The sequence below is a fragment of the Myxococcus sp. CA039A genome (assembly GCF_013336645.1).
In the GTDB taxonomy this organism is placed as follows: Bacteria; Myxococcota; Myxococcia; order Myxococcales; family Myxococcaceae; genus Myxococcus; species Myxococcus llanfairpwllgwyngyllgogerychwyrndrobwllllantysiliogogogochensis.
Genome location: NZ_JABUMQ010000134.1, coordinates 1 through 13,129, shown reverse-complemented (window position 1 = coordinate 13,129; position 13,129 = coordinate 1). Strand labels below are relative to the sequence as shown.

Here is a 13,129-nt window from a genome sequence, read left to right as displayed (position 1 = left end):
GTGGCCGCGAGGAGTGCCACCGGCCCGACAGGCCGCTCTCGAACGTTGAAGCTTCCCCGTTCGGGATGGGTTAGTGGGAGGACCAATGAATGTCGATGAACCTCCCCCTGGGGTGATGCCCCAGCGCGCGGTGTGGGTCCGCGCTCGGGAGCACTTGAGCCGATTCACGCACGCGGCGCTTCAAGCCTCCAACCGCCTGCGACTGCCCGGTCCGTCGGTGCTGCCCGTGGCGGGCGCGGTGGTGGGGCTCTACAGCGGCCTGGCCGCGGGCATCTTCTCCAACCTGATTGGCCTGGTGAGCGGGCTGACGTTCGGCGCGGCGGAGCTGGCGCACACGCTGCGCCGCAGCCAGTTGCTGACGTTGATGGACGCGTTCGGCTCGGCGCGGTGGCATCTGGAGTACGCCATCGTCGGGGCGCCGCTGGCGCTCGGCGCGCTGCTGCTGGCGCGGGTCATCGAGCCCGGAGGTCCTCGGGACGAGGTGAAGCGACGGTTGCGCCTGCTGGCGCTGCTGACGCTGGGCGCGCTGTCGCTCTACTACCCGCTGGTGGCGCTGGCCGCGCTCAACAGCGTCTTCGGTCACCCCCACGCCCTGGCGGAGGCGATTCCGCTCCTGCCCTGGTGGCTGATGCTGCTGGCCCCCACCCTGGGCGGCGTGGCGGTGGGACGGCTGCTCCGGGACAGGCCGGAGACGCATGGCCATGGCGTCCCCGAGGTCGTCCGAGCGGTGAAGAGTGGCGCCAACGTGGTGCCCGCGGACCGGGGCCTGTTGAAGCTGGTGGCGTCCGCCATCACCATCGGCAGCGGCGGTTCGGCGGGCCGTGAGGGCCCCATCGTCTATGGCGGCGCGGCGTTCGCCTCCAGCGTGGGCCGGGTGCTCGGTTTCAGCCGCAGGGAGCTGTCCATCCTCCTGGCGTGCGGCGCGGGCGCGGGCATCTCCGCGTCGTTCAACGCCCCCATCGCCGGGGCGGTGTTCGCGATGGAAATCATCCTCCGCGAGTTCGAGCTGCGCGTCTTCTCGCCCATCATCCTGGCCAGCGTGGCGGGCACGCTGGTGAGCCAGGGTGTGCTGGGCGAGGCGCCCATGCTGCGCAGCGTGCCGTACGAGCTGGTGAGCGGATCGGAAGTCCTGGCGTACGCGGTGCTGGGCATCGGCTGTGGCCTGCTGGCCTTCACCTTCGTGAAGATGCTGCACGGGGTGGAGCACTTCTTCCAGGGGCGCATGGGCGGGACGCTGTCGCCGTGGCTGGGCCGCAAGTCGCTGCCGTTCCGCGCGGGCCTGGGCGGACTGTGCGCGGGGCTGATGGCCTTCGTCAGCCCCACGGTGTGGGGCAGCGGGCACGACTTCATCAACCTGGCGGCGGTGGGAAAACTGCCCTTCTTCTTCCTCGTCACCGCCTGCGTGTTGAAGCTGGTGGCGACGGCCATCACCATCGGCTCGGGGGGCTCGGGCGGGACGTTCTTCCCCGCGGCCGTCATCGGGGCCATGGCGGGTGGAGCGTTCGGCACGCTGGTGCACTACTTCTTCCCGGCCAGCACCGGCCCCAGCGGGGCGTATGCGCTGGTGGGCATGGGCGGCGCGGTGGCGGCGCTCAACCGGGGTCCGCTCACCGGGATGATGATGATGTACGAGCTGAGCGGGAACCACGACATCATCCTCCCGCTGATGGTGACGTGCACCATCGCCTCCGCGCTGTGCCACTACCTCATCGAGCGCAACGCGCCCAAGGCCCCCAGCGACACGGACCTGCTGGAGAGCACGCCCGTGCAAGCGCTGATGGAGCACGTGGCGCCCGTGCCCGCGGGCCTGCCGATGCGGCCCCTGGCGGACCTGCTGCTCACCTCCGAGACGGGCGCGCTGCCGGTGCTGGACACCCACGGCGAGGTCTACGGCATCGTCCAGGTGGAGCAGCTGCGCGAGGTGTGGCGCGACGAGGCCATGTACCCGCTGCTGGTGGCCAGCGACCTGGCGCGCAAGCTGCCGCTCCTGGCGCCCAATGCCGACCTGGCCCAGGCGCTGCGCATCATGGACCAGGAGGACGTGGACTCCCTGCCCGTCGCCGCTCCCGGGGGCATCGCCACCCGGGGCCTGCTGACGCGCGCCGCGGTGAGGCGCTTCCTCTTCGCCCAGCACGCCAAGGCCCATGCGCGCGGCGACAGCCCCGTCAGCGCCACCGAGGTGACGCACTGATGTGCGGGGCCTGGGGTCCGGGATACCCCCCTTTTTACGAGGGAGGCTCTTCCTGTTCGCGGCGCATGGGATGGGACATGCTGGGCGCCCGGAGGCGTCCGTGGAGCTACTCCGTGCGAGTCCAGCCGAGCACCCGCTGCTGCGAAACCTGTACCCGCTCTACCTGCACGACTTGAGCGAGTTCGGGGTGGAGTACCGCCTGGACCCACAAGGGCAGTGGGTGCCCAACTTCCTGCCCACGTGGCTCGCGGCCTCGGACGAGGTCCACCCGCTGCTGCTGCGCTGGGAGGGCCGCACGGTGGGCTTCGCCTTCGTGGCGCAGGCTCCCTTCCCGTACATGACTCCCGGGCGCGACTTCCGGATGAGTGAGTTCTTCATCCTGCGCGGCGAGCGGGGCTACGGCCTGGGACGGCGCGCGGCCATGGCCGTGTTCGACCGCTTCCGGGGCCTGTGGGAGGTGTCCCAATTGCCCGCCAACCACGCGGCCACCTCGTTCTGGAGGAAGGTCATCCGCGAGTACACCGGCGGCCAGTTCGAGGACAGCTACGTGGAGGACTCCCCGGCCCAGCTCTTCGACAACCGGGGACTGCCACCCCTTCGCCTTGGACCGCCCACGACGCGATAGCCGGGTGCGCGCTACGGCTTCGCCTCGGGAGCCGGCGACGGCTCCTTCGTGGCGGGCGGCGTCGCGGGCTTGCCCTGCGAGCACGAGGTGATGGCGCCCGCCGGGTCGATGGCGTCACCGCCGGAGTCCACCTTGAGGACCTTGCGCCCCTCGCCGACGACGAAGGTGTAGCGCTTGGACACCGTCACCAGCGGCATCTTCACGTCGTACGCCTCGACGACCTTGCCGTCCGGGTCCGGGATGAAGGGGAACGGCGCCTTCAGCTCGGCCTTGAAGCGCTTGAGCGTCTCCGCGTCGTCCGTGCTGAAGGCCAGCACGCGCCCCTGCAACTTCTCGATGTCCGAGTGCCGGGCCGTGTACGCCTTGAGTTCCTTCGTGCACCCTCCCGTGAAGGCCTTGGGGAAGAAGGCGACGATGACGGGCCCCTGCTTCACCAGCTCCGACAGGATGTAGACCTTGCCGTCCGTGTCCTTCACGGTGAAGTCCGGGGCGGTGTCGCCCACGTTGGGGATGGCGGCGACCAGAAGCCCTGCGAGCAGTACGGGAGCGAGCATGCCGGGGATTTGAGCGGACCCGCCCCTCCCAGGCAAGCGACGCCCTCGCTACTTCGACTCGGCCATGCGCGCCCACACGGCCGACGCGGCCTCGCGCGCCTGCTCGGCCACCACGGAGGGGTTCACGGACAACGGGCGGCGCGCCCACATGCGCCACACCCCATCCACCATCACCGCCTCCACGTGCCGGCTGCCCAGGCCGAACACCACGTGCCACGCCAGGTTCTCCGCCGTCAGCGGCGTGGCCGGCAGGTAGTCGAGCACCAACAGGTCCGCCAGCGCCCCTTCCCGCATCGGCCCCAGCGGCACTCCGAAGTGCTGCGACACCAACCGATGCCCGTTCGCCAGGTAGCGCAGCACGTCGATGGGCTGCCCCGCCTCGCGCGAGCGCAGATACGCCGCCTGCGCCTCCGCGAACAGGTCCGCCGACACGCCGTCCGCGCCCAGCGTCGCGCGCGCGCCGAACTTCAGCGCCGGCGCATACCCCACCTCCAACCCCTGGTTGGCGCGCGGCGTGTGGACAATCCACGCTCCCGTCGCAATCACCTGCGCCAGGTCCGCCCACGCCAGGTGCCCCACGTGCGCCAGCTGGCTCCGAGGCGACAACAGCCCCGCGTCCAGGAGCCGTGGCACCGGCGAGGCCCCATGCCGCTCGTTCGACAGCCGCTCGTCCAGCGGGTCCTCCGCGAGCGGCAGGTGCAGGCCGGTGTTCGCCGCCTTCAGCGCCTCGGCGAGCCCCTGGAGCGCGTCCTGCCCCAGCGTGAAACAAGGCCCCGCGCCCACCTGGCCCCGGAATCTCCCCTTCGCCTTCTGCGCGAAGCCCACCGTCTCTTCCAGCCCCTCCTCTCGCCCCACCGCTCCGCTGCGGTCCGACACCGCGTAGGCGAGCACGCCGCGCACCCCCACCTCGTGGAGACCTCGCGCCAGCCGCACCAGCGAGCCCGACACCGCCTTGGGCGAGGAGTGCAGGGTGCACACCGTCGTCGTGCCGCACTGGAGCGCCTCCAGGCCGCCCGCGCACCCCGCCACCTGGACGGCGTCCAAGTCCAGCGCGTCCTCGTAGGGCCAGAGCACCTTCTCCAGGATGTCCTGGTAGGTCTCCATCGCCGTGTTCGGCATGCCTCGACCCAGGACGGCGTGCAGCCGGTGGTGCGCGCTGACCAGCCCCGGGAAGACGAGCTTGCCGGAGAGGGCCACCACCTCGTCGTCGGCCTCGGGCGTCAGGTCCGGCCCGCGCGCCACGATGCGCTCTCCCTCGACGCGCAAGTCCACGCGTTCCACCACCGCGGGCTCCAGCTCGACGACGTAACCACCCTTGAGGACGGTGCCCAACATCCCTCCGAGGAACGAAGAACGAAGAACGAAGCGCGTGGCGGGTCAGCGCGGCGCGAGGTTAGCACTCCACCCGACCCATCGCGCGAGCCAGCAGATGGCACGCCCACACCCCGCGTAAGGCCCACCGCACCCCGCGCGACGTGTCGGTGCGCAGCGGGGCCCCGGAGCGTCACGGGGTCGAACCCACCCCGGAGCACCTCACCGCCACCACCACGTCAGGGCCCCTCCACGCCTTCCATGCGGGCACCCCCACGCCACCACCGTGGGCCTCCTCGATGACGCGGGTGATGCGGCGGCCGTGGTGGAAACCCACACCTGGCCCGGGCCCGCGAGCCACGGTGGCGCATGCGCCGGGCGGCCGAGTTCGGGACGGAGACGGGCAGGCTTTCCCCCTCGAACTTCTGAGGGGGGACGCGGGGCGGCTCTGCACATAGACTGGCGCCATCTTGGAGTCGGGTCCGAACACCTATTGGGTCGGTCGCTATCGGCTGTCCGCGCGTATCGCGACGGGCGGCATGGCCGAGGTGTACCTGGGGCGCCGCTTCGAGGATGACGGCGCGCGCGGGCCCGCGGTGGCGGTGAAGCGGCTGATGCCGCACCTGGCCTCGGACCGGCGCGTGGTGCAGATGTTCCTCAACGAGGCGCGCATCACCGCGCAGGTGCGCCACCCCAACGTCGTCTCCATCCTCGAATTGGGCATGGAGGGCACCGAGCCCTTCATCGCGATGGAATTGCTGGAGGGCCGCTCCTTCGCGGAGCTGCGCCAGGAGGCCGCGGAGCGGGGCCAGCGCGTGCCGCTGGGCATCACCCTGCGCGTGCTGGTGGAGGCCTGCCGGGGCCTGGACGCGGCCCACCGCGCCGTGGACGAAGCGGGGCGGCCGCTGCGCATCGTCCACCGCGACTTCACCCCGGACAACATCCATGTGGGTGTGAATGGCGCGGTGAAGGTCATCGACTTCGGCATCGCCAAGGCGGACGCGCTCGGTGCGGGCACGGAGCCCGGCGTCCTCAAGGGCAAGTTCTTCTACATGTCGCCGGAGATGATCGCCGGCAAGCCGGTGGACCACCGCGCGGACCTCTTCGCCGCGGGCGTCATGTTGTACGAGCAACTCTGTGGCCGCAGGCCCTTCACCGGCATGACGGCCGAGGAGGTGCTGGGCCGCATCGCGGAGGGGCGCGCCCGGCCTCCCACCGCGTTCGACCCGTCCGTGCCCGCCGCGCTGGAATTGGTGTGCCTCACCGCGCTCCAGAGAGACCCGGCCGCGCGCTTCGACAGCCTCGAGTCCTTCATCGACGCCATCGAGGCCATTGGAGGCCAGGCCGAGGTCGCCACCGGAGAGCAGGTGGCCGCGTACGTGGACACCCTCTTCCCGCCGGACCGGGACCCGAAGCGACAGGCCCTGCGCCGCGCGCGGATGGCCGACCCGTCCCATGGCGGCACGCCGCCGATTCCTCGCGCCTTCGACCCCAACGCCGCGCCCCACAACGCCATGACGGTGCCGGCCGCGTGGCCCAAGGTCTTCCTGCCCGACGTGGGCGCCACCCTCCACGGCGGCGAGCCCCCGGACTCCGTGCGCCCGCCCACGCCCACGTCCCCGGGCTCCACCGAGGCCGCCACCGTCACTGGCTTCCGCGCCAGCTCTCCGGGCGTGGTGCCGCCGTCTCGCCCTGGCTCCCCGACGGACTCGACGCCTCCCGCGCGCAACCCGACGGACTCGACGCCGCCCACGCGCAACGACTCCGGCATCACCCAGGGCGGCCCTCGACGCCGCTCGCGGTGGGGCCTCGTGCTGGGCGGAGTGCTCGGACTCGCGGCGCTCGGCGCCGGAGGCACGTGGTACCTGACGCGCACGGAGTCGTCTCCGACGGAGCGGCTGGCGAAGGCACAGGCCGCCGACGCGCCCACCGCGAAGGTTTCGCTGCTCTCCGGCCTGGGCGAGGACACTCGCGCCACCGCCGAGGAGCTGGCCCAGGCGGGGACGGTGCTGCTGACCGCGGGCGCACACTTCAAGGCGCTGGAGCTGGCGGAGGCCTACGTCGCGCGCTTTCCGAAGGACGTGGAGGCGCACCTGCTCGCGGCCCGGGCGGCGACGGAGCTGAACCGGGGCAAGCGGGCCGAGCGCGCGTTGGACGAGGCCCTCACGCTGGCGCCCAAGGACCTGCGCCCCTCGCTGATGCTGGCGGACCTGCGCGAGCGCCAGGGCGACCTGCCCGGCGCGGTGGCGGCGCTGGCGAAGGCGTACGCCCAGAAGCCGGGCGTGGCGCGGGTGGCGCCTCGCTACGGGCGGATGCTGTCGCAGAATGGCCGGCTGGACGAGGCCGCCTCGGTGCTGTCCGCCTGGACGCGGGAGCATGACGACGCGGCCAGCCTGGCGGAGCTCGGCTTCGTGCGCTTCCGGCAGGAGCGCGTGGACGAGGCCGCCGCGCTGCTCAAGCGCGCGCTGCGCAAGGACGGCAAGCTGGCCGTGGCCCACTACTACCTGGGGGCCGTCCTCTTCCGTCAGGGCGACAGCACGGGCGCCGAGCGCGCCTATCGGGAGGCGGACAGGCTGGCCCCGGAGGACCCTCGGGCCCTGGCGGCGCGATGCCAGCTCCATGCCCATGGTGGCAATGAGACGGCCGTCGCCGAGGTGAAGCGTACGCTGGAGGAACGATTCCCCGAACGGGCGAACGTCCTCGCGGCAGAGTGCAAGGCGGGGAATTAGCTTCCCGCCCATGCGCCTCGTGCTCGTCGCCCTCATCCTGGGGGCGCTCGGCTGTTCATCCTCCCTTGCCTCGCGCCCGGAAGACCCGGGCGACACCGGCCCCGAGCCCTCCAACGAGGAGCCCTCCGTCCCGGAGCGCGCGTCCTGCACCGGACTCTCAGAAGGGCCCGGCACCCACGAATGGACAGTGAGCCACGCCGGACGGGCGCGGACCTACCGCGTCCACGTGCCCCCCGGCTACGACGCCACGCGGCCCACGCCCATCGTGGTGGCCTTCCATGGCTTTGGCTCGAACCCCGAGCAGTTGGAGGTCCAGACGGGCCTGTCGACGCTCGCGGACACGGAGGGCTTCCTCGTCGTGTACCCGCGCGGGCTGAGCGCCCAGGAGATTTCCGGCGGCACCTCTCCCCCGCGAGACAACACCCGGGGCTGGAACGCGGGGGCGTGCTGCGGGACGTCCCAGCTGTCCAACATCGACGACGTGGGCTTCGTGGACGCGCTCCTGGCGGACCTGGACACCCGCGTGTGCGTGGACCCGCGCCGCACCTTCGCCACGGGCTTCTCCAACGGCGGCTTCTTCTCCTACCGGCTGGCCTGTGAGCGCGCGGGGCGCTTCGCCGCCGTGGCGCCCGTCTCCGGAATGTCGCCCCTGAATGGGTGCCGCCCCTCCCGCCCGGTGCCCGTGCTGCATATCCATGGCACGGCGGACACCGTCATCCTCTACGAGGGCGGCAACAACATCCCCTTCGGCCGCGCCTACCCTTCGGCCGAGGACTCCGTCCGGAGCCAGGCGGAGCGCAATGGCTGCGGCGGCGCGGTGGTGGAGACGTACCGCCAGGGGGACAGCACTTGTAGCGCCTTCACCGGATGTTCTCCGGAGAACGCCACCGCGTCGCTCTGCACCGTGCGGGGCGGCGGACACACCTGGCCTGGCAGTCCGGTCAGCGCGGGCAACCCCACGCAGGACCTGAACGCCACGCTCGAGGCCTGGCGCTTCTTCCAAACCCGGCCTCGGCCCTGAAGCGCAGGAGAGTTCTTCGTGAGCACACGCGCCCTCATCATCAACGCCGACGACCTGGGGTATGACCCCGCCGTCACCCGAGGCATCCTCCAGGCCATGCGCGACGGCATCGTCTCGTCGGCCTCCCTCCTGGTGAACACCCCGTTCTCCGAGGCCTCCGCCCACGAAGCCGAGGGCCTGTCGCTGGGACTGCACCTGAACCTGGCCCGGGGCACTCCGGTGTGGAGCGACTTCCCGCGCGAGCTGCTCGGGGCCAATGGGAACTTCGTGGAGTCGCGCGCCGCCAGCATGCCCGCCGAAGTCGTGGAGGCGGAGACCCGCGCGCAGCTCGAGCGCTTCACGGCGCTGACGGGACGTCCCGCGACGCATGTGGACGTTCACATGCACCTGCACCTGCAGCCCACCGTGCTGGAGGGACTGTCCCGTGTCGCGCGAGAGATGAAGCTGCCGGTGCGCTCCATCGACTCCATCATGCGCCACGCACTCAAGGCGCAGGGCATCCCCACCAACACCCATTTCCTGGGCGACACGGGCTCGGATGCGTACTGGACGCTGGAGCGACTGGAGGCGGAGCTGGTGTCGCTGCCCTCCGAGGGCATCATCGAGTTGATGTGCCACCCGGGCTACCGGCCGGAGACGGTGAAGAGCGGCTACGGCGCGCAGCGCGAGGTGGAGCTGGCCACCTTCCAGAACCCTCGTGCCCGGGAGACCCTGTCGCGCCTGGGAATCACCCCCGTGGACTACCGGGTCCTCACGCCCGCGAGCTGAGGGCCTCTTCGCCGCGCGCGCCTAGATTCTGGGGCCGAAGCCCACGAGCGGCGGCGGCTCGCCCACGGCGGGCGTCCCCCCGAAAGGCCTGCGCCGCTCCTGCGTGAGGACGTTGCGCACGCGCGCCACCAGCTCATCGGCGACGTACGGCCGCGTGCACAGGGACGTCTCCTCCTGCGCCCACCAAGGCCGCGCATCGCCAGCCAGGAGGATGGGCACCGGCCGCGCGCGCGGCAGCGTGGCGAAGGTCTCCAGGAACAGCCCCGCCTTCCCATGCGTGACGGAGGTGGACAGCACGATGAGGTCCACCGGCAGGTGCGTGGCCCGCCGCAACGCCTCCGCGCCGTCCCGCGTCGTGAGCACCTCGAACCCCTCCGCGCACAACACGCGCTCGGCCAGGGCCTCCTGCGCGGAGTCCTCGTCGAGCAGCAACACCCGCCGGGGCAGCCGCTTCACCTCGTGCGACGGCATGCGCGGCAGGCTCATCGTGAAGGTGCTGCCATGGCCCTCCGCGCTCGCCAGCGACAGCGAGCCCCCGTGCAGCCTCGCGATGGAGTGGCTGATGAACAGCCCCAGCCCCAGGCCTCCGAAGTTGCGGTGCGACACGTTGCGCGCCCGGTAGAAGCGCTGGAACACCTGGGACTGGTCCGCGCCGGGGATTCCGATGCCATGGTCCCTCACGTGGATGCGCGCCTCCCCCGCGAGCCGCTCCACGCACACGGTGATGGGCTCGCCCGGCGGGCTGTACTTGTGCGCGTTCTCCAGCAGGTTCACCAGCACCTGCTCCAGCCTGTCGCGGTCCCCTCGCACCCAGACGCGCTCTCGGGGGACCTCCACCGCGAAGGGCCTGTCGAAAGCCGCGCGGAAGTGGTCCACCACCTCCGCCACCAGCTGCCCCACCTCCAGCGGCGCCAGGTCCAACGCCAGCTTCCCGACGTCCAGCCGCGAGGCGTCCAGCAGGTCATCCACCAGCCCCGCCAGCCGGTCCACCTGCCGCTTGGACTTCAGCACCGTGGACAGCTCCAGCGGCTGCCCCGCGGTGAGCCGCTTCTCCATGGTGTACAGGCCCAGCTTCAGCGGGGTGAGCGGCGTCTTCAGCTCGTGGCTCGCGATGGACATGAACTCCTCGCGCACCTGGAGCGCCGCCTTCGCCTCGCGCAGGAGGCGCGCGTTCTCCACCGCCACCGCGAGCTGGTTGGCCGCCGCCGTCCACAGCTCCAGCTCCCGGGCGGAGAAGGACGTGCCCTGCTCCTTGTAGAGCAGCAACAGCCCCACCGTCCGGCGCGGCGCGCACAGCGGCACTGCCGCGAAGATGGAGCCCAGCGAATCCCCATACCCCCGCTGGATGCCCAGCTGCGCCTGACGCAAGGCCATGGCCTGTCGGAACGGGTCGTCCTCGGGGTCGAATGTGTCCTCGGGAGACTCCGTCCCCGCCAGGTCCGACACCGCCGAGCGCCGCAGCTCCGAGCCGTCCTCCTCGCACAGATAGACCTCCGCGCGCCGCACCTGGGCGCAGCGCACCAGCGCCACGACGGCCGCCGCGCAGACGGTGTCCACCTCCAGCGTCTCACCCACGGCCCGGGCAATCTCGCGCACCGCCAGCGAGAAGGCGCCCTCGTCATCCACCCCGGAGGGCTCCACCACCAGCCAGGCGCCAGGGGACTCCGCCTCCCTGCCCGGCTTCACCTGCACTCGCACCTGGTGCAGCGCGCGGGTGATGACATGGCCCGTGTGCGGGCGACCCTCGCGGATGGCGAGCTCCACGGCATCCAGGCTCCTCCCCCGCTCGAGCGCGTCCAGGAGGCTGGTGCCTGGGCGCAGGGTCATTCCCGTCTTGCGGGCGAAGCCGTCCTCACACCACTGGACGCATAAATCGGGTCCAACGCGCACCAGGGCTTGAGGGAGACACGAGAAGGCTTCTTCGGCGTCGAGGGGAAGCGTCATGTGCTCGGGAGGTGGCGGGGGGCCTGCTCGGGATTATGAACCCCGCTCCGAGCGCGCAACCGGCCCGCCCCCCGCATTCCCCGCTGGTGGACGACCGCCGCGTTGAGGGGCCGACAGAACCCTCCAGGGGCAGCCTGGAGGGCTGGGGCCCACGTCGTGGATGACACGTAGCGATGGTGTGGTAGACGACACCGCCATGCCTTCGCAGCCGACCAAGGAACTCCAGACCTTCCCCAACCCGGCGCCCGAGCGCGATTACGAAATCGCGTTCGACTGCCCGGAGTTCACGTGTCTGTGCCCGCTCACCGGGCAGCCGGACTTCGCCCGGTTCAAGATTACGTACGTCCCCGACCAGCTCTGCATCGAGCTGAAGAGCCTGAAGCTCTACATGTGGGCGTACCGGAACGAGGGGGCCTTCCACGAGAAGGTCACCAACACCATCGCCGACGACATCATCAAGGCCATCCAGCCGCGCAAGCTGACGCTGGTAGGTGACTGGTTCGTGCGCGGCGGCATCGGCACCATCGTCACCGTCACGCACGAGAAGAAGTAGCCGGATGGAGGAGGGAGCGCCGCTCGCACGGCGCTCTCGCGACTCACTCCACCTTGTCGAAGATGGCGTCGGCGTTCTTGTTCAGGTCCGTCTCGATGCGGTCGGCGGCCTTGTGCACGTTCTCCAGCTTGCGCGCGGCGGCCGCTTCAGGGTCCGTGCGCGCCGGGCGGTTGAGGACGTACCAGGCCGCCGCGGCGAGAACGCCAATACCCAGCACGAAAGTCACGATGCGTCCCATGGACTGCCTCCTCCCGCCTCAGCGGGTGAGTTGCTGAACGAGCGGCGCCCACTGCGCCTGGGTGAAGTAGAGGCCGGTCCCCGCCGCCGAGGCGAGGATGAGCGCGACGAGCGCCCACTTGAAGGCGCCGCCGGAGCGCGAGCGCGAGGTGTCGAAGACCTCCACCGCCGCGTCCAGCTCCTGGGGCCGCAACAACTGCTGCGCCTCGGTCTCCGTCAGCTTCTGGCGGTGGCGCAGGAAGGCGACCAGGAGCCCCGCATGCGACACCTGGACTTCCTGGGCGAGGAAGACGTCCAGCTCGCGGCGCATGGCGGCGGCGTCCGGGAAGCGGTCCTCCGGCTTCACCTCCATGGCGCGCTGGATGATGCGCACCAGGGGCATGGGCACGTTGGGCGCCACCTTGTTGAGCGGCGTGTACTTGCCGTCGCGAATCTTCGCGAAGACCTCGCCCGCCGTCTTGCCGTGGAAGGGCCGGGCGCCGGAGAGGGCCTCATAGAGCAGCACGCCGAGCGAGAAGATGTCGGTGCGGCCATCCAGCGGCGCGCCCGTCACCTGCTCCGGGGACATGTACGAGGGCGTGCCCACCGCCATGCCCGCCTGGGTGAGCGCCTCCAGCCCCACGTCCTTGGCGATGCCGAAGTCCATCAGCTTCACGTCACCGGACTTGGTGAGCATGACGTTGGCGGGCTTCAAGTCGCGGTGGATGATGTGGCGGAAGTGCGCGTGGTCCAGCGCGCTGGCGATGCGCGCGGCGATGACGCCCGTGACGTCCGGCGGCAGCGGCCCTTCCTTGATGAGCGTGTGGAGGGTGGGCCCGTCCACCAGCTCCATCACCATGAACATGCTGTCGTTCTTCTCCACCAAATCGTAGAGGGTGACGATGTTCTGGTGACGGAAGGCGGCGAGCGCGAGCGACTCCCGGCGGAACCGAGACAAGGTTTCCCTGTCTCGCTTGCCCTCCGGCAGCAGTTCCTTGATGGCGACCTCGCGCTGAATCATCTCGTGGAGGCCGCGATACACGACGGCCATCCCACCTCGGCCCAGCTCTCCGAGCACTCGATACGCGCCAATCTTGCGATGACGGACGGCTTTCTCTGCGGCAGGCACGGGCGAAGGGTACAGAACTGGACGCGGACCGTCGATGTCTCACGTGGCCACCCCCGGCGCCGGCGGGTCTGGACCATGGGCTCCCCCC

At 71.0% G+C, this 13,129-nt stretch carries 11 protein-coding genes; 6 read left to right on the top strand and 5 right to left on the bottom strand.

All coding sequences use genetic code 11. From position 1 onward, the window contains the following. Positions 1–85: 85 nt before the first annotated feature. The gene (locus tag HR086_RS22555; RefSeq protein ID WP_254626426.1) at positions 86–2,191 is read left to right on the top strand and encodes a chloride channel protein; all 2,106 of its coding nucleotides are present in this window, start codon (positions 86–88) and stop codon (positions 2,189–2,191) included. 100 nt (positions 2,192–2,291) lie between these two features. Next, on the top strand, positions 2,292–2,816 hold the full coding sequence (locus tag HR086_RS22550) for a GNAT family N-acetyltransferase (RefSeq protein WP_141646089.1): 525 nt from the start codon (positions 2,292–2,294) through the stop codon (positions 2,814–2,816). An 11-nt stretch (positions 2,817–2,827) separates the two neighbouring features. On the opposite strand, the gene HR086_RS22545 is transcribed toward HR086_RS22550, so the two are convergent. Both HR086_RS22545 and HR086_RS22540 read right to left on the bottom strand, forming a co-directional pair. Then, a complete protein-coding gene (locus HR086_RS22545; protein ID WP_174461102.1) occupies positions 2,828–3,370 on the bottom strand; it encodes a peroxiredoxin in 543 nt (180 codons plus the stop codon). A 48-nt stretch (positions 3,371–3,418) separates the two neighbouring features. Beyond that, positions 3,419–4,702 (bottom strand): amidohydrolase family protein, encoded by a 1,284-nt coding sequence (locus HR086_RS22540; RefSeq protein WP_174457989.1) that lies wholly within the window; start codon positions 4,700–4,702, stop codon positions 3,419–3,421. A 518-nt stretch (positions 4,703–5,220) separates the two neighbouring features. Here HR086_RS22540 and HR086_RS22535 point away from each other — a divergent pair. The 3 genes from HR086_RS22535 to HR086_RS22525 are packed head-to-tail and all read left to right on the top strand — an operon-like array spanning position 5,221 to position 9,199. After that, a complete protein-coding gene (locus tag HR086_RS22535) occupies positions 5,221–7,410 on the top strand; it encodes a protein kinase (RefSeq protein WP_254626427.1) in 2,190 nt (729 codons plus the stop codon). Positions 7,411–7,420: 10 nt separating this feature from the next. Next, positions 7,421–8,431, top strand: a complete 1,011-nt coding sequence (locus HR086_RS22530; RefSeq protein WP_174466614.1) for a PHB depolymerase family esterase — start codon at positions 7,421–7,423, stop codon at positions 8,429–8,431. Positions 8,432–8,449: 18 nt separating this feature from the next. Then, entirely contained in the window at positions 8,450–9,199 is a 750-nt protein-coding gene (locus HR086_RS22525) for a ChbG/HpnK family deacetylase (RefSeq protein WP_174457960.1), read from the top strand. A 21-nt stretch (positions 9,200–9,220) separates the two neighbouring features. Here HR086_RS22525 and HR086_RS22520 read toward each other — a convergent pair whose 3' ends face one another. Beyond that, positions 9,221–11,143 carry a hybrid sensor histidine kinase/response regulator gene (locus tag HR086_RS22520; RefSeq protein WP_174461099.1) on the bottom strand — a complete coding sequence of 641 codons (1,923 nt, stop codon included), beginning with the start codon at positions 11,141–11,143 and terminating at the stop codon, positions 9,221–9,223. A 196-nt stretch (positions 11,144–11,339) separates the two neighbouring features. Between HR086_RS22520 and queF the strand changes: the two genes are divergently transcribed. Next, the gene (gene queF / locus HR086_RS22515; RefSeq protein ID WP_141646096.1) at positions 11,340–11,696 is read left to right on the top strand and encodes a preQ(1) synthase; all 357 of its coding nucleotides are present in this window, start codon (positions 11,340–11,342) and stop codon (positions 11,694–11,696) included. A gap of 43 nt (positions 11,697–11,739) precedes the next feature. On the opposite strand, the gene HR086_RS22510 is transcribed toward queF, so the two are convergent. Together HR086_RS22510 and HR086_RS22505 are read right to left on the bottom strand one after the other, a co-directional pair. Continuing rightward, complete coding sequence (locus tag HR086_RS22510; protein WP_141646097.1) at positions 11,740–11,934, bottom strand: hypothetical protein; 195 nt, start codon at positions 11,932–11,934, stop codon at positions 11,740–11,742. An 18-nt stretch (positions 11,935–11,952) separates the two neighbouring features. After that, a complete protein-coding gene (locus HR086_RS22505) occupies positions 11,953–12,963 on the bottom strand; it encodes a serine/threonine-protein kinase (protein WP_246137526.1) in 1,011 nt (336 codons plus the stop codon). Between the last annotated feature and the right edge of the window lie 166 nt (positions 12,964–13,129).

Excerpts from the sequence above, each read along its gene's own strand:
- HR086_RS22555 (WP_254626426.1), top strand. The coding sequence starts at position 86 with ATGAATGTCGATGAACCTCCCCCTGGGGTGATGCCCCAGCGCGCGGTG.
- HR086_RS22545 (WP_174461102.1), bottom strand. The coding sequence starts at position 3,370 with ATGCTCGCTCCCGTACTGCTCGCAGGGCTTCTGGTCGCCGCCATCCCC.
- HR086_RS22535 (WP_254626427.1), top strand. The coding sequence starts at position 5,221 with ATGGCCGAGGTGTACCTGGGGCGCCGCTTCGAGGATGACGGCGCGCGC.
- HR086_RS22530 (WP_174466614.1), top strand. The coding sequence starts at position 7,421 with ATGCGCCTCGTGCTCGTCGCCCTCATCCTGGGGGCGCTCGGCTGTTCA.
- HR086_RS22520 (WP_174461099.1), bottom strand. The coding sequence starts at position 11,143 with ATGACGCTTCCCCTCGACGCCGAAGAAGCCTTCTCGTGTCTCCCTCAA.
- queF (WP_141646096.1), top strand. The coding sequence starts at position 11,340 with ATGCCTTCGCAGCCGACCAAGGAACTCCAGACCTTCCCCAACCCGGCG.
- HR086_RS22510 (WP_141646097.1), bottom strand. The coding sequence starts at position 11,934 with ATGGGACGCATCGTGACTTTCGTGCTGGGTATTGGCGTTCTCGCCGCG.
- HR086_RS22505 (WP_246137526.1), bottom strand. The coding sequence starts at position 12,963 with ATGGCCGTCGTGTATCGCGGCCTCCACGAGATGATTCAGCGCGAGGTC.